This is a genomic window from Vibrio sp. OPT46, assembly GCF_015163535.1.
In the GTDB taxonomy this organism is placed as follows: Bacteria; Pseudomonadota; Gammaproteobacteria; order Enterobacterales; family Vibrionaceae; genus Vibrio; species Vibrio alginolyticus.
The window spans coordinates 16,090-34,637 of record NZ_JADDYG010000569.1 but is presented as its reverse complement, the minus strand read 5'-3'; the positions used below and the strand labels follow the sequence as shown (position 1 = coordinate 34,637).

Genomic DNA, 18,548 nt, shown 5'->3' with positions numbered 1-18,548 from the left:
TTATCGTACATGGTTGGGACGATAGTCACTTTGAAACCGCCCGGGCGAGATTTTTGCATAATGGTTAGCGTACGCATCATGCGCTCTAGACCTTTCATCGCCAAAAACTCTGTTTGAACAGGAATCAAAATTCGGTCACTGGCTGCCAACGCGTTCACCATCATCACGCCAAGGATTGGCGGACAATCAATCAACACATAGTCATAGTCTTGTGAGACAGTTTGCAGCGCCCGTTTTAATATTAATCCCATACCACTGCGATTACCCATTACGCGATCAAGCGTGGCAAGGGACATATGCGCGGGAATGATATCCATTCCTTCCAGCTCTGTTTCTAAAATCAACGGTTTAACCGTCTCACGAGAAAACGTCTTCAACTGGAATAAATCAAATAGGCTCGAAGTTACTGCATCAGGATCATAACCGAGATAAGTAGTCAGTGAGGCGTGAGGATCAGTATCAACCATCAATACTCGATGGCCTTTCTGGCTCAATAAGCCCGCCAATGTCACTGTTGAGGTGGTTTTACCCACGCCTCCTTTCTGGTTAGCTACACTCCAAACAATCATGATGAATCCTAAGCTAGGCCAACTTCCACCAACATGCGTTCAGCGATGCGGTCAAGCGGTAAATCTTCTGAAGAAATGCCTGCTTTAGCAACCGCTTGGGGCATGCCATAAACAACACAACTTTCTTCATCTTGTGCCCAAATAGTTGAGCCTGCAGACTTCAACATGCGAGCGCCCTCACGACCGTCTGCACCCATGCCTGTCAACACTAAAGAGAGCACTTTGTCGCCATATACTTTTGCGGCAGAACCAAAAGTCACATCCACACATGGTTTGTAGTTCATGCGGTCGCCGCCATCAATAATGCGAAGACGAGCAGCGCCCGCTCGTCCATCCACCATCATTTGTTTCCCACCTGGTGCAAGGTATGCCACACCGGGCTGTAACACATCGCCATCTTGTGCTTCTTTCACTTGAATCTTACACAAGGTGTTCAAACGACTGGCAAACGCAGCAGTAAACGTTGCTGGCATGTGTTGAATCAATACAATCGGATGCGGATAGTTCATCGGCAAGCGCGTCAGAATTTTTTGTAGAGCAACGGGGCCACCTGTTGATGTGCCAATTGCCGTCAGTTGATACTTCTTACCAGAAGCACGGTACTTTGTCGCAGCAGGTCGAGTTGGTGTTGGAGTCACAGGTGAAGCCGTTCTTGAACCTAATGATCGAGTAGTCGTGCTGGTACTCGCTGTTGGGCGAGCGATAGGTCGACGCATGAAAGCGCGCTTCGAGGCAATCTGAATCACACGCTGTTGAAGTAATGACACCGCTTCTTCACGGTTACGCGCAATGTCCTCAAACTTTTTCGGTAAGAAGTCCAATGCGCCCGCATCTAGCGCATCAAGCGTAGCTTTCGCCCCGTCGTGGGTCAGGGACGAAAACATTAGAATTGGCGTTGGAGCAGCGGCCATTATTTCACGTACAGCTGTAATGCCATCCATCACTGGCATTTCAATATCCATCGTGATGACGTCAGGTTTGAGAGATTTGGCTTTCTCAACCGCCTCTCTACCATTTACCGCAACGTCAATCACTTCTAGGCGCGATTCTGAGTTGATGATTTCGCTCACGCGACGTCGGAAAAAACTCGAATCATCAACGACTAGTACTTTAATCGCCATCTTATTCCTTTTAATAACGTCAGCTTTGCTTAAAGGCGTGAAGCCGCAGCATATCGCTTAAGTAAATCAGGCACATCTAGAATTAATGCAATATGGCCATCGCTAGTAATTGTCGCACCAGCCATACCTGGAGTGCCCTGTAATAGATTATCGAGTGGCTTAATAACCACTTCTTCTTGACCAATAAGCGTATCCACAACAAAACCAACGCGTTGGTTACCAATCTGTACAATCACCACGTGACCGTGACCAGTACGCTCTTGGACGTTTTGCGATTTGGATGCTAACCAGTTTTGTAAGTAAAATAGCGGGATAGATTTCTCACGTACAATGATCGTCAGCTGACCATCTACCACGTTTGTACGGCTAAGATCTAAGTGGAAAATTTCACTCACCGAAGCCAGTGGTAGAGCAAACGGATGACCGCCAACACCAACCATCAGAGTCGGTAAAATCGCTAACGTTAGTGGTACTTTGATCGTAATCTTAGTGCCCTTGCCTAGCTCAGAATCGATATCGATTGAACCGTTTAAGGTATTGATCGCCGTCTTAACCACGTCCATACCCACACCACGACCAGAGATGTCAGAAATTTTATCTTTACTTGAGAAACCAGGTGCGAAGATAAGGTTGAAGCACTCTTTATCTGTTAAACGTGCCGCCGCATCTTCATCCATCATGCCACGCTTCACCGCGATGCCACGCAGTTTGTTCGGGTCCATACCGCCACCATCATCTACGATGGATAGTTCAATATGGTCCCCTTCTTGCGATGCTGACAAAATCACTTTACCTGTACGTGATTTGCCGGCCTTCGCGCGTGCGTCTGGCATTTCAATACCGTGATCAACCGAGTTACGCACCAAGTGAATCAACGGATCGGCCAATGCTTCTACAAGGTTTTTATCGAGATCGGTTTCTTCACCGCGCATTTCTAGCACGATGTCTTTATTTAGGTTACGAGCCAAGTCACGGACAACGCGTGGGAAACGGCCAAACACTTTCTTAATTGGCTGCATACGCGTTTTCATTACCGCGCCTTGTAGATCCGCAGTTACCACATCAAGGTTAGCGACCGCTTTGGACATCTCTTCGTTGTCGCTATTCAAACCAAGGCTTAATAGGCGGTTTCGAACCAATACGAGCTCACCCACCATGTTCATGATGGTATCAAGCGTCGAGGTATCAACACGAACGGTTGCTTCAGCCTGAGGTTTTTTAACCGCTGGTGCTTTGGCTTCTTCTTTTACCGCGACTGGTTTAGATTCTGGCTTTGGTGCTGGCGCTGCTTGAACGGGTGTTGGCTTAGCAACAGGCTCAGGTTTCGCAGGGCTTTGCTCTACGTTTGCTGAAGCTGGCTTCGTTGCCATATCCAATTCTTCTAGCGTTGGACCTTTACCTGAACCATGTAGCTCATCGAGTAACTTTTCGAACTCTTCGTCCGTCATTAAGTCACTGTCTTGATTTGATGAAGATGACACTGGAGCGGAAGGCTCTGCCGCTTTAGGTGGCTCTACTGGTACAGATGCAGCAGCCTCTGCCGTAGAAGGGCTTTTTCCTACACCGTGCAGTTCATCGAGTAAGCGTTCAAACTCATCATCAGTGATATCACCACTTTCAACTGATGGTGCACTCGATTGAGGCGGTTCAGATGGCGTTGTAGGTGTCGCAGACATTGAGTTGCCTGGCGCTGAACCTTTACCATGAAGCTCATCCAGTAGCTTTTCGAATTCGTCTTGGGTAATTTCATCAACAGAGCCGACACTTGATGGTGCTGACGGCGCAGCAGGTTCTTCGATGATAGGCTCGGGAATAATAGGCTCTGGAGTAGCCACTGGTTCTTCAACTACGGTTGCCGCTACTTCATCTTCTGACTCAGGTTTGCATAGACGATGAAGTTCTTCAAGAAGCTCAGGGTCCGCAGCTTCTAACGGCTCACGATCTTGAACAGCCTGGAACTGGGTATTAACCGTATCCAAGGCTTTTAGCATCGTATCCATTAAGTTTTGCGTTACCGTGCGTTGACCGTTTCGTAAAACGTCGAACACGTTCTCCGCACCATGACAAGTATCGACTAGCTCTGCCAATGAAAGGAAGCCGGCACCGCCTTTTACGGTATGAAACCCGCGGAAAATAGCATTAAGTAAGTCTTTGTCTTCTGGGTTATTTTCCAATTCAACCAACTGCTCAGAAAGCAGCTCGAGAATTTCCCCAGCCTCAATGAGAAAGTCCTGAAGAATATCTTCGTCTAAATCGTAGCTCATACGTTACCTTTAAAATCCAAGACTGGACAACAAGTCATCGACTTCGTCCTGCGATGAAACCGCATCTTCTCTCAGTTCTGGATGAAGAATCGGGCCTTCGGCTTCGCTTGTTTGTGTATTCTTTTTATCTGCCGGTTCTGACAAAACTTGAATGTGTTCTTCAAGTTTATTTCCAGAGAATACGGTTAGGATTTCCACTAAGCGGCCTTCAACTTCATTAACCAACGTAATTACGCGGCGAATGATTTGGCCAGTTAGGTCTTGGAAGTCTTGCGCCATGAGAATTTCGGTCAATTGGCCGCGCAATTCAGTGCTGTCACCTTCGACTTGCACTAATAGCCCGTCGATTCGGTGACACAGTGCTTTAAATTCGCTTAATTCTATGCGCCCGTGCATGAGTTCATTCCATTGAGGACGAACTTTTAGAAGGCAATCATGCAGGTTGTCAGCGATAGGAAGGCAGCAGTCGACCGCATCCATTGTTTTGTTGGCTGCAAGCTCTGTCTTCTCGATCACATAATTGAGACGATCCCTAGCGTTAGGGATTTCGTCTTTCGCAATTTCGGTCATGCGCTGATCGAGACTGAACTGCTTGAGTGATTCGTGAAGGTCTCGAGTTAACGCTCCAATTTCTTGCAGCATTGGGTTATCGGCACCTTCGTAGATCGAGGCAACAAGCATATTGGCTTGGTCTTGTTCCCCGTTTTCTAGCATTTGAACGAGTGACTTCGCCTGCTCTAGTGAGATCATTCTGAATAGACCCTTTTACGTTTAGTTCTTCTTATCACTTTGAAAACGCTAAACGAGTCATTTAATAGGTATTTAATAATTGGTATGAATGACTCGAATAACAAAGAGAAAGAGAGAGTTATAAACGCTCGAAAATTTTATCTAATTTTTCTTTTAATGTTGCAGCAGTAAATGGCTTAACAATGTAGCCGTTTACACCTGCTTGAGCAGCTTCAATGATCTGCTCACGCTTCGCTTCAGCCGTGATCATTAGAACTGGCAGATGCTTAAGTTCTGCATCCGCGCGGATGTGTTTAAGCAAATCGATGCCTTGCATACCTGGCATGTTCCAGTCAGTTACAACAAAATCGAAGTCACCTTTTTTCAGCATTGGTAATGCGGTTAAACCATCGTCCGCTTCTTGAGTGTTATTGAAACCCAAGTCACGAAGCAGGTTTTTAACAATACGGCGCATTGTTGAGAAATCATCAACAATAAGGATCTTCATGTTTTTATTCAAAATTGCCTCCACTGAATCGTAAAATCAGTGTTTTTAGTCATTTTGTGTCCACGCACTGAGCTTGGTACGTAAACGTTGCATCGCTTGACTCAGTATTTGACTTACGCGAGATTCGCTTACGCCTAACACATCGCCAATTTCTTTCAAATTGAGTTCTTCATCATAATAAAGCGAAAGAACCAAAGCTTCACGCTCTGGAAGCTGTTTTATTGATTCAACCAGTGCTTTTCGAAATGATTCATCAACTACCCCTTTGAATGGGTTGCTGTCATCGGTTTCATCCGCCGGTGAAATCACATCATCAGAAACGCCTAAATCTTCAATACCGACTAATTTTGAGCAGTTGATATCGGTAAGAGCACTATGATATTGATCCAGTGTCATACCGAGATGCGTGGCTACTTCAGAATCAGTAGGATCTCGATTTAATTCGCCTTCCAGCTCCGCAATCGCTTGGTTAATCTCTCGATTATTTTTATGAACAGAACGCGGTACCCAATCGCCTTTACGCATGTCATCTAACATTGCGCCACGAATACGGATACCTGCATAAGTTTCAAAGCTCGCACCTTTAGAACCATCATAATTCTGCTGAGCTTCGATAAGACCGATCATGCCGGCCTGAATTAAATCCTCTACCTGAACACTCGGCGGTAAACGGCCTAGTAGGTGGTGAGCAATGCGCTTAACCAACACTGAATAACGTTCAATGAACGCCTGCTGGCTATTAAATTTGCCATGTTGGTCATAGGTTATCGCTTTATTCACCAAAAGGGTCCTCTGCGAATTCGGTACGATTTAGCAACCTTTCCACAAAAAATTCCAAGTGTCCACTTGGTGTTTTCGGTAGTGGCCACGTCAACGCTTTGTTTGCTAGTGAGCTGATAGCTAAAGCGGCAGGCGAGCGTGGGAACGCATCAACGACAATTTTTTGTCTTTTTACAGCCTGTCGTACTTTATCATCTAATGGAATACATGCTACGAGTTCAAGGCTAACATTCAAGAATCGCTCTGTGACTAGTGTCAACTTTGCAAACAATTCTCGCCCTTCACGGTAGCTTCTGACCATATTTGCTACAACTTTAAAGCGTTGAACTTGGTGTTCTTTACTCAACAGCTTGATTAATGCATAGGCATCTGTGATTGACGTCGGTTCATCACACACAACTACAACCACATCTTGAGCTGCTCGCGAAAAACTGATTACCATGTCAGAGATACCAGCAGCGGTATCAATCAGCAGGACATCCATTTCGTCTTCAAGACTACCAAATGCTCGGATGAGTCCGGCATGCTGAGCGTGAGAAAGCTCTGTCATGCTCTGTGTGCCAGAAGTTGCAGGAATTATCTTTATACCATAAGGCCCTTCGACAATCGCATCTTTTAGCTCACATTCACCCGCTAAGACATGTCCTAGATTACGTTTTGCACGAATTCCGAGCATCACGTCCACATTGGCCAGACCTAAATCAGCGTCGAGAACCATCACCTTCTTGCCTTGGCGAGCCATACAAATCGCCAGACCCAGTGTTACGTTTGATTTCCCCACACCACCTTTGCCGCCAGTAACAGCAATCACTTTGGTCAACGATGGTTGTGTTAAGCGACGGAGGCCGCTTGCTTGATCGTGTATCATATTCTCAGTCATAGTAGTCCGCCGCCTTAGAGTCCTTCACTGTCACTGTTCCAAAAGTGAGGTTCGTTCTCTGTCGACTTCTCTAACAGTTCATTTGCTTTCGCAAGCATATATTTTGGTTGCGCTATCACAATGTCTTCTGGTACGCGCTGACCATTAGCGATGTAAGCTACTGGCATTGCGTTTTGAATCACTACACTGATGAATTCGCCTAGGCTTAATGACTCATCAAGCTTCGTCATAATACAACCCGAAAGTGGTATACGTCGGAAGTGATCCAGCGTTTCTTGTAGAACACGACGTTGTGCGGTAGCCGGCAAAACAAGGTAGCTGTGGATCACTTCTCCGCTCTCTTGCATTAGAGTGTCGAGCTGCTCGGAAAGCCTCACATCTCGTTGCCCCATCCCTGCCGTATCGACCAAAATCAGTCTTCTGTTTCTTAGCTGATATATAACATCGGCTAACTCGTTAGAATCTTTAGCAACTCTTACGGGACAACCCATGATTCTTCCGTAAATTGAGAGTTGCTCATGTGCACCTATGCGATATGTGTCTGTTGTCACAAGGGCCACATTGTCGGCACCGTATTCCATGGCTGCGCGTGCTGCGAGTTTCGCTACGGTTGTTGTTTTCCCAACCCCCGTCGGACCCAACAATGCGACTACGCCACCACGTTTTAAAATGTCCTGTTTAGGAATATTGATTTGATCCGCCACCAGCGACAATAACGCTTTCCACGCTCGCGCTGGCTTTGTATCTTCCGGGATATAACAGGCCATCTGGTCTGCTAACTCCGGAGAAACGCCCATTCGCTCTAAGCGCTTAATCAGCATTGCTCTTAGCGGCTCACGGCGTTCTACTTCTTGCCACATCAGGCCAGAAACTTGGTGCTCCAACAGACGACGAATTGACGTCATCTCTTCGCGCATGCTTTCTAGCTCATCGGCCGATTCGTCACGCTCATCACTTGGGCGACGTCGGTCATAGCGCGTCGGGTCCAGCTTGGGCGTCGGACGTTCAAATCGATTGTCCTGTGCGATTAGCTTCGCCAAAGGTGAATCTGGTTGATATGGCGCTGGCTTTTCTTGGTTGTAGCCGTCGCGATGCTTATTTTGGCGTTGCAGCAAAGCAGAGAGCGAATCTTCATTTTCTGCTACGTGATCGTCAGCATCTGCTGCACCACCGCTATATTGCTTAAGCATATTAGCGAATCGCTGCGTCATTGAGCCTGTTTTTTCATTGTTACTGTTATTACTGTTCAGGCTAATTTTATCTTCATCTAAATGACGATCTTGGTAACGATCAGCAGAAGACGATGACATTTGACGATGTTCGTTATAGCGATTCGATTGAGAAGCACCGCGATTTTGCTGTGACGCTGCGCTTGCTTGAGACGGATTAGATTCACTATCTATCGCCGCAACAATCGCTACTCCACCAGCCACTTTCTTGTTTGACATGATCACCGCTTCCGCGCCTAAGTCCTCTTTCACTTGGAGCAGCGCCGTTCTCATGTCTTTGGCAAAAAATCGCTTTATTTTCAAACTATGAATCCATTAATGATGCGTGAGATCAGTTACCCACGGCTTGCACAATTCTGATCTGTTTTTCATCCGGGATTTCTTGGTAAGACAGTACCCGGAGATTAGGTATTGTGTTCTTCACAAATTTCGCCAACGTCGAGCGTAATACACCGGAAGTAAGCAGAACGGCAGGTTCGCCTTTCAGTTCTTGTTCCTGTGTCGCTTGGCTTAGTGAAGACTGCAATCGCTCAGCGAGTCCCGGTTCAATCCCCGCGGATTCGCCTCCTGATGCTTGCATAGTTTGATGCAATATTTGTTCCAGTTCGGGTATCAAGGTGATCACTGGTAACTCAGGCTCTATACCATTGATTTCTTGAACAATTAGACGTTTAAGACTAATTCGAACTGCTGCCGTCAATATGTCAGCTTCTTGACTCTTACTTGAGTACTCAGCCAAAGTTTGAACAATCGTGCGAATATCGCGGATTGGAATGGCCTCGTTTAACAAGTTTTGTAGGACTTTCACCACCACACCTAATGGTAATTGGTCAGGAACAAAGTTCTCGACCAACTTAGGCGCGCTGCGTCCCAACATTTCTAATAAATTCTCTACTTCTTCATGGCCAATTAGCTGTGATGCGTTGTTGGTCAATAGCTGGCTTAGGTGCGTCGCTAATACCGTTGATGAATCAACAACCGTATAACCCAGAGCCTGCGCGTGCTCACGCTGATCTTCTCGGATCCATACGGCTTCCAGTCCAAAAGCAGGGTCAATGGTTGGCTCACCATCAATCATGCCATACACCTGACCTGGGTTAATCGCTAGCTCTTGATCCGGACGAATCTCTGCTTCGCCCACCGCAACCCCCATCAATGTAATTCGGTAACTGTTTGGGGTCAGCTCAAGATTGTCACGAATATGAACCGCTGGAATTAGGAACCCAAAATCTTGCGATAACTTTTTACGCACGCCTTTTACGCGCTCTAGCAGTTCCCCACCTTGGTCTCTGTCCACCAAAGGGATTAAGCGATAACCGACTTCCAAGCCAATAATATCGACTGGCTGGACGTCATCCCAAGACAGTTCGCGCTGTGAGGAAGGTTCTGTACCTTCGTCTGCTGTTGCTGGTAAAGCGGGCTCTTTCGCTTTCTGCTTCTGCCGTTTGTCGATGAAATATGCCGCTGCACCGGCCGCGACTGCCAGGCTCAAAAACGCAAAGTGTGGCATGCCCGGTACGATGCCCATCACACCAAGAATAGCCGCAGTAATCATCAGCGCTTTTGGGTTGTCGAACATCTGGAAGACCAGTTGTTCCCCCATGTCTTCATCGGTGTTTTGGCGCGTCACCATCATTGCCGCTGCAATCGACAGCAATAGCGATGGGATTTGTGCGACCAAACCATCACCGATTGTCAGTAAGGTATAGATTTCAATCGCTTCACCGAAACCCAATCCATACTGCGCCATACCGATCGACAGACCGCCGACGATGTTGATAAACAGAATCAAAATACCGGCAATCGCGTCACCTTTTACGAACTTCGAGGCACCATCCATCGAGCCATAGAAATCCGCTTCTTTGGTCACTTCAAAACGACGAACTCTTGCCTGCTCTTGGTCTATCAATCCGGCATTCAAGTCGGCATCAATCGCCATTTGCTTACCCGGCAACGCATCAAGCGTAAAGCGAGCACTTACCTCAGAGATACGACCCGCACCTTTGGTCACCACCATAAAGTTGATGATCATTAAGATGAGGAAAACCACTAGGCCGACCGCGTAGTTACCACCAATAACGACGTTACCGAACGCCTCAATTACGTTACCTGCCGCATTACCGCCTTCATGACCATGCAGTAAGACGACACGAGTCGAGGCAACGTTCAAAGCCAAGCGGAGCAACGTGGCGATCAGCAATACCGTTGGAAAAGCAGCGAAGTCCAAAGGGCGACGTGTGTAAACGGTCACTAACAACACCACCATCGACAGCGCGATGTTAAAGGTGAAGAACATATCCAGCAAAAATGCTGGAATCGGCAGTACCACCATCGCTAGGGTGGCCAAAACCATCACCGGAGCACCAATAGCTGGCATTTCACGTTGAGGGATTCGTGGCAATTTATCTGCAAACGGCAGGCTTAACTTCATACTGCGAGAGATCTCAATCGATTGAAGCGTCACGTAAGCTCTTACTATTAATACGCGACCGCTTTAGCCTAAAAGTTTAGGTAGGGTTGATAATTAAAGCGTTTTAAGCAATCTATGTACCATAATTAGCGCCAAAATAATGACTAAACACTCAAATAGAGCTTAGCTTTTGATCAAACGAGCTTTTTTAAGGCTTTACCGCTTTTCGTATCAATGACGGTGCTCGGGCGGGATTGGCAAATCATAATCTTGAATTTTCGGGCGCTGTCCACCTCGTTTTCGGTATTGCTTCAATTGGAATACAAATGCCAAAACCTGAGCGACGGCAGTAAATAACCCATCGGGGATCTCTTGCTCGAGCTCTGTCGTGTGGTACAACGCACGAGCCAAAGGTGGTGCGGGCACAATCGTAATGTCATGTTCGCGGGCGACTTCTCGAATCTTCATCGCCATGTGGTCAGTACCTTTAGCGATCACGACTGGCGCACGGTCTGTCTTCTGTTTATAACGAAGCGCTACCGAGAAGTGCTCTGGGTTAGTAACAATAACATCAGCTTGAGGAACGTCCGCCATCATTCGACGTTGAGCCGCTTCCCTTTGCAACATACGAATACGGCCTTTCACTTCCGGCTTACCTTCAGTCTCTTTGTATTCGTCTTTGACTTCTTGCTTGGTCATTTTTAACTGATCGGCGTGCTGCCAAATTTGAAATGGAATATCGATGGCAACCACAATCAATAGCGAGCAACTGATCAGCAAAATAAAGTTCAGCAAAATATCTAAAGCATGGAAGATGTTTTGCGGATACACATCCATGCTCAATTGAATCAGATCGGCCTGCGATGCTTGGATCAAATAGATGGCGACACCAGTGACCAGAACCACTTTAAGGATTGATTTGATCAACTCTACCCAGCTTTGCATGCCAACCATTCGCTTTAAGCCGCTAAGTGGATTCATTTTCGACAGCTTGGGCATGGCCGCTTGGGCAGAAAAACTGATTCCTCCCACACCTGCTGCTCCAATCATGGCGGCGGTAAACAATGTCGCTAACACCAAAAATAGTGGGAACAACAAATCACTCATCGCGCCCAAAGCGATATCAAACAGTTTTGCAGTATCGAAAATCTCTTCTCGTTGAAGATCAAATAAACGGCTCATGATGGAAAACAATGAACGTGCTAACGCCTCGCCAAACCACATCAATGAAATGGCGCCAACGATCAGCACAGATGCTGATGCAAGCTCTTTAGATCGAGCGACCTGCCCCTTTTCTCTGGCTTGTTGTAACCGTCGGGGCGTGGCTTCTTCGGTGCGTTCCTGACCGTCTGATTCTGCCAAATCTTAGCACTCCAAGCGAATGAGCCGACAAATCTGCGCCTCACCCACTGTCCAGAACATTTCATAATGACTGTATAGACCAGCCAGTATGTACCAACAAAGTAATAGACCCACCATCAAAGCAAAAGCAAAACCAAGCGAGAAGATATTCAGCTGTGGTGCGGCACGGGTCATTACACCAAACGACAAGTTAATGGTCAGTAGTGCAATAATGCCGGATAGAGACATACTCAATGCAGTTTGGAACATAATACCAAGCCAGCCTGCCATTTCACGGAAATCAACCGCGTTGAGCGAGCCGGAGCCAATCGGCAAAGTTTTAAAACTGAACACCACCAATTGCAGCATTTTTAAGTGTCCATCGGTGGCAAGGAAAAACATTGTCGTTAAGAACATGAATAACTGGCCAAGCAATGGCGTGTTCTGACCATTTGCGGGATCAACCATAGAAGCAAAGCCCAAACTTGATTGCATACCCAATATTTGACCAAGTAGGACAAAGGTTTGAATCATAAATTGAGTAACCATACCCATCGCTATGCCGATGATCATTTGCTCGGCAATGGTCATGAAGCCACGAAACGAGAGTAGCTCAATGTCCTGAGGTACGGCGGGGATGGCTGGCATGACAGCGAAAGTGATGGCTAAACCGAGGTAAAGGCGGATTCTTGGCGAAACAAATCGGGCCCCGGTTACTGTCATCACCATCAACATGGATGAGATACGAACATAGGGCCAGAAGTAGTTTGCGATCCAATCTAAGACAACGCTAGTGGGGTACTCCATAGGCGCCTCTAATAAAGCACCTGAGGTAAGCGTTCAATCAAGCCATAGAAATATTCCATCAACATTTGCGTCATCCAATGCCCAAACAGCATCAGGGCCAAAAGCGTGACAATCAAACGCGGTAAGAAGCTCAATGTTTGTTCGTTGATGGATGTCGCAGCTTGAAAAATCGCAACTACAAGGCCGATAAGCAAGCTTGGGATGATAATAGCGCAGACCATGATAAGCACCATCCAAAGTGCTTCACGGAAAAGCTCGACAAACATTTCTGGTGTCATGTCTTATCCTCTATCTGCGCTTATCTAAAGGGCAAAGCTGCCCGCAAGTGTCGAGAGTATCAAGTTCCAACCATCGACCAATACGAACAACATCAACTTGAACGGCAACGAAACAATCATTGGTGACAACATCATCATACCCATTGCCATCAGTACCGAAGCGACTACAAGGTCAATAATCAAAAACGGCAAGAAGAGCATAAAGCCAATTTGGAATGCAGTTTTTAGCTCTGAGGTGATAAAAGCCGGAATCAACACCGCCATCGACACATCTTCTGGATTCTCGACTTGCTCTCCTGACATGGTTACGAACGTCTCCAAATCTTTGATTCGGGTCTGCTTAAGCATAAATGCTTTCATTGGCGCTTGTGCAGCATCAAACGCTTCTCGCGCCGTAACTTGCTCGTTCAAATAAGGCTGAACAGCTTTGTCGTTGATTTCGTTCAGGACAGGAGACATAACAAAAAAGGTCAAAAACAGCGCAATACCAATAATAACCTGATTAGAAGGCGTTTGTTGCAAACCCATTGCCTGACGCAATATCGACATCACCACCACAATTCGAGTGAACGAGGTCATCAGAATCACCATGGCAGGCAAGAAGCCAAGCATGGTCATTAACGCTAAAATTTGTAGTGTAACCGAGTAGTCTTCACTGCCATCAGGGTTCGTGGTCATGGTGAATGCTGGAATACCACCGCCACTAGAAACGGACATAGCACGGCTAGCACCAGTATCACTTTGCATAGCCTGAACTGTAACACCACTTCCATCGGCTAAGTTATCTGGCAGCGCTGACTCCTCTGCTTCAGCAAAGGTAAATGAAGAAAACAGCACGCCGACAAAAAGTAACAACGTACTCAGGAGCAAACGAATTGGATTACCCTTTGTCATGTTTTTTGATCAGCTGGCTAAATTGAGTCGCAAAAGCATTGGTCGCCAACTCTTCCTCTTTCAGTGGCTTATCTAACTTGGCTAAAGTTTGGATCGATTGGCTAGTAATCCCAACCAAAAACTGTTCTTCACCCACTTGAACTACTGCGATTCTTTCTTTTGTACCCACTGGCAACTGACTCACTATACGCAAGCCCTTTTGTTGTCCCATCGCTGGCACTTGCATACGTTTCAGCAACCAAGCCAGCAAAAGAATCACGCCGATTACAAGCACAAGCGAGCCAAGTGTCGTCGCAAGATCCAGATTATTTGGTGCGGCAGCAAATGCATAAGGAGCACTTAGCATTAAGCTCAGTGCTCCAGTGATTTGCTTCAATCGCATTTTGATTGAACGACTCATCTTAACGCAGCTTCTTAATTCGTTCAGTTTGGCTGATCACATCCGTCAAACGGATACCAAACTTATCGTTGACGACCACGACTTCGCCGTGAGCAATCAAAGTACCGTTAACCAATACGTCGAGCGACTCACCGGCTAGACGATCCAACTCAACAACCGAACCTTGGTTAAGCTGCAACAGGTTCCGAATGCTAATTTGAGAACGACCGACTTCCATCGAAATCGTCACCGGGATATCCATAATAGTGTCGAGTTTACGACGCTCATCTTCGCTAATTGGGCTTGAAGTGTCTTTTAGCTCTTCCAGTGGCGCAGCCAATACTTCATCTACGTCTACAGAAGGGGCAGACGGGTCTTCGCCAAGAGCGGCTGCCCATTCGTCTGCTAGCTTTTGATCGTCACTTGGTTCCATTTTTCTATCCTGTGTTACGCCTTACTCATGCCATAGCATGTCTGTTTAATAAGGTATCTTAATGGTCTATATCGTCTTCATTCTCAAGCTCGGACATGATGTCTTTACCTAAGAAAGCTAAATCTGTTTTGACGACATGTGGGCGCTCAATTTCCTCAGAAATTTGCACCGCTAATTTGTCTTCCGAACGACCCATTTTTACGCGATAGGTCGGTAGGTCTTCTACAAACATCGTCGCATGTTCTGGCATTTCAATCGGGATGATGTCGCCCGGTTGCAGCTCCATGAGATCACGCAAAGAAATGTCTTTTTCGAGCAAGTTCACGCGGAAGTTAACCGGACAATCCATGATCTCTTCACGTAGTGCTGAGCTCCAGCGAACGTCCGTTTCCATCTTGTCGGACTGAACACCTGCATCCAATAGTTCACGGATAGGCTCAACCATGGAGTAAGGCATAACGACATGAAAATCGCCGCCACCGCCGTCAACTTCTATATGGAATGAACTCACGACAATCACTTCTGTCGGGCTGACAATGTTTGCCATGCTTGGGTTTACTTCAGAGTCGAGATATTCGAACTCTACCCCCATCACTGGCGACCACGCTTCTTTATAATCTTCAAATACAATTTTCAGTAACAACTGAATGATGCGGCGTTCCGTTGGGGTAAATTCGCGGCCTTCGATTTTGGCGTGGAATCGACCATCACCGCCAAAGAAGTTTTCTACCAGAATAAAGACTAAACGAGCCTCCATGGTGATCAACGCAGTGCCTTTTAACGGACGAAAACGCACCATGTTCAAACTGGTTGGCACGTACAATGTGTTCTGGTATTCACCAAACTTCATCATCTGCACGCCATTGATCGACACCTCTGCCGTTTTACGCAGCATATTAAACAGACTAATACGCATGTGCCGTGCAAAGCGCTCGTTGATAAGTTCGAGCGTCGGCATTCGACCACGTACGATTCTGTCTTGCGACGAGAAATCAAAATTGACGGCACCCTCAGTGTCGTTTTCTATCGGTTCATCGACGTCATCAACATCGTCAACCCCATGCAATAGCGCATCAATTTCGTCTTGGCTTAATAGATCGGTCACGTTTTACCTATTGAATAACAAAATCTGTAAACAGTACTTTTTCAATCACTGGCTTACCGACCGCAGCATTCAGCGCTGCTTTGATATCTTCGGAAGCACGATCGCGCAATTCCACTCGTCCTGTAGGAGAGCGCAATTGATCAACCGTCGCGGAAGCAAACGTTGATAGCATAGAGCTTTCAATCAGTGGCGAATGATACCGCGCCAACTCTTCATTTTCTGCACCGCGAACCATTAACTGCGCTTTAATTTGAACCAGCCTATCGCGGCTATCCCCAGTAACGTTAAATACAAATGCCTGAGGAAGATTCACATACGCGATGGGCGCAGCATTCGATGCCTTCACTTGAGCCTGTTGAGACGATTCAGCCTGAGCAGGTTCATCAGAGCCCATTAGAAAAAATGCCGCTGCCCCGCCACCAAGTAGTAATACTACAACAGCGATGATGATGATAAGTAACTTGCTTTTTCCTTTCGGCGCATCGGCCCCTTGTAACTGTTCTTCTGCCATTCTTGTCTCTTATTGTTCTTTTGAGTTACCAAGACGTTTTAGTGAGTTGCTTGGTAACCGTATGCCATTGCCGTTAAACGGCCTTTTATGCGTAAAAACTAATTCCATCACGCTTTGAAGCGACATTCAAATCCAGATTGACATCAGATTCAAAACCCTCTTCGGACTGTCCAGAAAAACCGCCACTTTGCGCGCTTTGACCATGTTGTTCAGCAGTATACCTACCTTGCTGTTGCCCGCTGTTTTGTTGCTGGACGGAAGAATCAGCCAGCTGCATACCTTGTTGCGCTAGCATTTCTCTCAAACGAGGGAGCGTCTGTTCAATAATGTCACGAGCTTGCGGGTTGTTCACTGTAAAATGTACATTGGCAACGTCGTTATTCATGGTCATACGAATTTGCATACGACCTAACTCTGGTGGATCAAGACGAATATCGAGATTTTTCAGATTCTTCGACATCATCATTTGCACTTTTTCCGCAACTTGCTCGTTGGCTAGCTCTTTAGTTAGTTGCAACGGAAGCTGAGCTTGTTGTGCAGCATCAATACGCGCTTGTTGCTGCACATTAATTCCTTGCTGACCTGCCATAGCCTGAAGCTGTCCAGCGAAGCCATGTTGGAGGTCCGGCTTATCTTGTTTATCCGCAGTCGCCTTTAGCGCACCAGTCGCCAATGCTGCGTTCATTACTTTCTGGCTAATCTCTCCGTCTTTCACACCTTGAAGCGACGTCGGCACTTGCGCGGCTATCAACGTATCAGGCGTTGGAGATAATGCGACTTTTTCTCCACTATGAGCAGTTTGTGGCTGGGGTACTTGAGCCGCTGTATGCTGGATTTGCTGAGACACTGCCATAGGTCCAGCCTGGCGAGTTAAATTATGTTGTACTTGTTGCTCTGCGAGAATCTGTTTAATGTCATTAGGGAGCGCAACAAATTGGGCAAGGTCTTGATCAGGAATATCCGCCGTGATCCTTCCTTGTTTCAACCCTTCAATGATCTGAGCTTCTTGCTGAGTCAGTGGTTTTCCTTGCGCCAACTTAGTATCTATAACTTCAAGTTCATCCAAGGATACTCGTGGAAGCGCGTCGATGTTGGAACCATCAACGTCTGTTAACAACGGCGACAGATCATTAGCTACTTCACCACTGACTGCGCTCTTAGCCGTCGGATGGCTGGCTTGTTTCGCTAGCTCTTGCCAAGCAGCAAACTCAGGCGAAAGTTTGTCGACATCGATAGGTTGACCATTCTTATCTAAAATTGGCTCTAAGTCTTGTCCTGGGATCATCTGTGCTTGTTCAAGCGAATGAACTGATGGCGTTTCATTCAAAGCAAGCTCATCAAGGTGTGTCGAAACGGTTGCTTGCTCGTGGAACGAATGCACTAAATTCGCGCTCTGAGGCAAAACTTTGCCACTATCGATGGATGCATTACTCGCATTCAGGGTTTGATTCGCTTGTTCAATTCGACCAAGAAGCTGTTGTCCTTCGCCCATCGTGCTTTTTACGTCCACTGTATTTGATGGGTTACTCGTATCAATTGATGTTGATTTCACTTTTTCAATAGCTTCAACATCATTCTCCAAAGGTGTGCTGTTACTCGCCTTTTGTAAACTTACTTCTTCACTTAAGGTTGCATTCGGTTTGTTTGCTGATATTTCATCAAAATCATGGGTCCCGTCACTGACGGATTCTTGGCTTTCTTGCGCCAACAATTCGTCCGAGACGTTAGCAGAAGAAGTACTGCCTACATCCGCTCTTTCTTTTTCTTCAACCACTGTCGATTCTGTTGCTACTTTTTCGGGCTTTTGTTTACCAGCAAACGCATCGGTTAACGTTTCTAAAAATCCCTTGCTTTCAGTGCTCTCTGCGGACGCTTTAGCGGACACATCAGAAACTGGCGTCTTGGTAGTCGCAGATACATGGGACAAATTCACACTCATTTAGAAACTCTCGTTCTCGTGGCTCTGAGCGTATCGCTGACAGACAGCAATACTGGCGGCAAACAAAGGTCAAAAAGACCCGACACTGACAGCTAAAATGCAAAAATCACACCACAATATTGAGCCAATTCTCGGTAAGCTAATAGATGGCATGTTTATGGAACAAACATCAACAGTACTATCCGAGAACCTGGTTTCTAACATGATGTACAGCTACTTGATTGACTTTGAAAAACGATAAGCGTAAACAGACATTTGACTTAACAATTAAGGAATCACTTTGAAGATCACAGAATTACGCCAATATAGAATCAGAGCAGGCAAAACAGAACAGTGGCTAAGTTGGATGAAGGAAGAACTGTTGCCCTATC

19 protein-coding genes are annotated in these 18,548 nt (G+C 46.5%); 1 reads left to right on the top strand and 18 read right to left on the bottom strand.

Translation table 11 applies throughout. The features are described from left to right. The 18 genes from IQR33_RS22960 to IQR33_RS22875 all read right to left on the bottom strand — a co-directional run. Positions 1–569 (bottom strand): ParA family protein (locus IQR33_RS22960; protein WP_193844071.1); only part of this gene is annotated, 569 nt, incomplete at its 3' end. Between the two features lie 8 nt (positions 570–577). Then, a complete protein-coding gene (locus tag IQR33_RS22955) occupies positions 578–1,690 on the bottom strand; it encodes a protein-glutamate methylesterase/protein-glutamine glutaminase (protein ID WP_025767174.1) in 1,113 nt (370 codons plus the stop codon). A 29-nt stretch (positions 1,691–1,719) separates the two neighbouring features. Further along, a complete protein-coding gene (locus tag IQR33_RS22950; protein ID WP_193837310.1) occupies positions 1,720–3,954 on the bottom strand; it encodes a chemotaxis protein CheA in 2,235 nt (744 codons plus the stop codon). Positions 3,955–3,963: 9 nt separating this feature from the next. Continuing rightward, a complete protein-coding gene (locus tag IQR33_RS22945) occupies positions 3,964–4,704 on the bottom strand; it encodes a protein phosphatase CheZ (protein WP_005380502.1) in 741 nt (246 codons plus the stop codon). Between the two features lie 118 nt (positions 4,705–4,822). Beyond that, a complete protein-coding gene (gene cheY, locus IQR33_RS22940; protein ID WP_017635949.1) occupies positions 4,823–5,191 on the bottom strand; it encodes a chemotaxis response regulator CheY in 369 nt (122 codons plus the stop codon). 45 nt (positions 5,192–5,236) lie between these two features. Beyond that, complete coding sequence (locus tag IQR33_RS22935; RefSeq protein ID WP_005380499.1) at positions 5,237–5,971, bottom strand: RNA polymerase sigma factor FliA; 735 nt, start codon at positions 5,969–5,971, stop codon at positions 5,237–5,239. Beyond that, positions 5,964–6,851 carry a MinD/ParA family protein gene (locus IQR33_RS22930; RefSeq protein ID WP_005380498.1) on the bottom strand — a complete coding sequence of 296 codons (888 nt, stop codon included), beginning with the start codon at positions 6,849–6,851 and terminating at the stop codon, positions 5,964–5,966. Before IQR33_RS22930 ends, IQR33_RS22935 begins: the two co-directional genes overlap by 8 nt. Positions 6,852–6,865: 14 nt before the next feature. After that, entirely contained in the window at positions 6,866–8,383 is a 1,518-nt protein-coding gene (flhF, locus tag IQR33_RS22925; RefSeq protein ID WP_085569739.1) for a flagellar biosynthesis protein FlhF, read from the bottom strand. A gap of 28 nt (positions 8,384–8,411) precedes the next feature. Beyond that, positions 8,412–10,511, bottom strand: coding sequence for a flagellar biosynthesis protein FlhA (gene flhA, locus IQR33_RS22920; RefSeq protein ID WP_025998722.1), 2,100 nt, complete (start codon positions 10,509–10,511; stop codon positions 8,412–8,414). 210 nt (positions 10,512–10,721) lie between these two features. Then, positions 10,722–11,852 carry a flagellar biosynthesis protein FlhB gene (flhB, locus tag IQR33_RS22915; protein ID WP_005380490.1) on the bottom strand — a complete coding sequence of 377 codons (1,131 nt, stop codon included), beginning with the start codon at positions 11,850–11,852 and terminating at the stop codon, positions 10,722–10,724. Positions 11,853–11,855: 3 nt separating this feature from the next. Beyond that, positions 11,856–12,638: a flagellar biosynthetic protein FliR gene (gene fliR / locus IQR33_RS22910; protein ID WP_005384463.1), complete on the bottom strand. Its 783-nt coding sequence runs from the start codon at positions 12,636–12,638 to the stop codon at positions 11,856–11,858. A gap of 8 nt (positions 12,639–12,646) precedes the next feature. Next, complete coding sequence (gene fliQ, locus IQR33_RS22905; protein ID WP_005380488.1) at positions 12,647–12,916, bottom strand: flagellar biosynthesis protein FliQ; 270 nt, start codon at positions 12,914–12,916, stop codon at positions 12,647–12,649. Between the two features lie 24 nt (positions 12,917–12,940). After that, entirely contained in the window at positions 12,941–13,810 is an 870-nt protein-coding gene (gene fliP / locus IQR33_RS22900; protein WP_005394311.1) for a flagellar type III secretion system pore protein FliP, read from the bottom strand. Beyond that, a complete protein-coding gene (gene fliO, locus IQR33_RS22895) occupies positions 13,797–14,210 on the bottom strand; it encodes a flagellar biosynthetic protein FliO (RefSeq protein ID WP_005380480.1) in 414 nt (137 codons plus the stop codon). The genes fliP and fliO overlap by 14 nt, the downstream gene beginning before the upstream one ends. 1 nt (position 14,211) lies before the next feature. Continuing rightward, a complete protein-coding gene (gene fliN / locus IQR33_RS22890) occupies positions 14,212–14,622 on the bottom strand; it encodes a flagellar motor switch protein FliN (RefSeq protein WP_005380479.1) in 411 nt (136 codons plus the stop codon). Between the two features lie 58 nt (positions 14,623–14,680). Next, a complete protein-coding gene (gene fliM, locus IQR33_RS22885) occupies positions 14,681–15,727 on the bottom strand; it encodes a flagellar motor switch protein FliM (RefSeq protein WP_017635951.1) in 1,047 nt (348 codons plus the stop codon). A gap of 7 nt (positions 15,728–15,734) precedes the next feature. Beyond that, on the bottom strand, positions 15,735–16,238 hold the full coding sequence (gene fliL, locus IQR33_RS22880) for a flagellar basal body-associated protein FliL (protein WP_104975528.1): 504 nt from the start codon (positions 16,236–16,238) through the stop codon (positions 15,735–15,737). 85 nt (positions 16,239–16,323) lie between these two features. Further along, the gene (locus IQR33_RS22875; protein WP_193844070.1) at positions 16,324–18,177 is read right to left on the bottom strand and encodes a flagellar hook-length control protein FliK; all 1,854 of its coding nucleotides are present in this window, start codon (positions 18,175–18,177) and stop codon (positions 16,324–16,326) included. A 97-nt stretch (positions 18,178–18,274) separates the two neighbouring features. Here IQR33_RS22875 and IQR33_RS22870 point away from each other — a divergent pair, with 97 nt between their 5' ends. Continuing rightward, on the top strand, positions 18,275–18,418 hold the full coding sequence (locus IQR33_RS22870) for a hypothetical protein (RefSeq protein ID WP_182039393.1): 144 nt from the start codon (positions 18,275–18,277) through the stop codon (positions 18,416–18,418). Positions 18,419–18,548: the final 130 nt, after the last annotated feature.

Excerpts from the sequence above, each read along its gene's own strand:
- IQR33_RS22955 (WP_025767174.1), bottom strand. The coding sequence starts at position 1,690 with ATGGCGATTAAAGTACTAGTCGTTGATGATTCGAGTTTTTTCCGACGT.
- IQR33_RS22950 (WP_193837310.1), bottom strand. The coding sequence starts at position 3,954 with ATGAGCTACGATTTAGACGAAGATATTCTTCAGGACTTTCTCATTGAG.
- IQR33_RS22945 (WP_005380502.1), bottom strand. The coding sequence starts at position 4,704 with ATGATCTCACTAGAGCAGGCGAAGTCACTCGTTCAAATGCTAGAAAAC.
- cheY (WP_017635949.1), bottom strand. The coding sequence starts at position 5,191 with ATGAAGATCCTTATTGTTGATGATTTCTCAACAATGCGCCGTATTGTT.
- IQR33_RS22930 (WP_005380498.1), bottom strand. The coding sequence starts at position 6,851 with ATGACTGAGAATATGATACACGATCAAGCAAGCGGCCTCCGTCGCTTA.
- flhA (WP_025998722.1), bottom strand. The coding sequence starts at position 10,511 with ATGAAGTTAAGCCTGCCGTTTGCAGATAAATTGCCACGAATCCCTCAA.
- fliR (WP_005384463.1), bottom strand. The coding sequence starts at position 12,638 with ATGGAGTACCCCACTAGCGTTGTCTTAGATTGGATCGCAAACTACTTC.
- fliQ (WP_005380488.1), bottom strand. The coding sequence starts at position 12,916 with ATGACACCAGAAATGTTTGTCGAGCTTTTCCGTGAAGCACTTTGGATG.
- fliP (WP_005394311.1), bottom strand. The coding sequence starts at position 13,810 with ATGACAAAGGGTAATCCAATTCGTTTGCTCCTGAGTACGTTGTTACTT.
- fliO (WP_005380480.1), bottom strand. The coding sequence starts at position 14,210 with ATGAGTCGTTCAATCAAAATGCGATTGAAGCAAATCACTGGAGCACTG.
- fliN (WP_005380479.1), bottom strand. The coding sequence starts at position 14,622 with ATGGAACCAAGTGACGATCAAAAGCTAGCAGACGAATGGGCAGCCGCT.
- fliL (WP_104975528.1), bottom strand. The coding sequence starts at position 16,238 with ATGGCAGAAGAACAGTTACAAGGGGCCGATGCGCCGAAAGGAAAAAGC.
- IQR33_RS22875 (WP_193844070.1), bottom strand. The coding sequence starts at position 18,177 with ATGAGTGTGAATTTGTCCCATGTATCTGCGACTACCAAGACGCCAGTT.
- IQR33_RS22870 (WP_182039393.1), top strand. The coding sequence starts at position 18,275 with ATGCAAAAATCACACCACAATATTGAGCCAATTCTCGGTAAGCTAATA.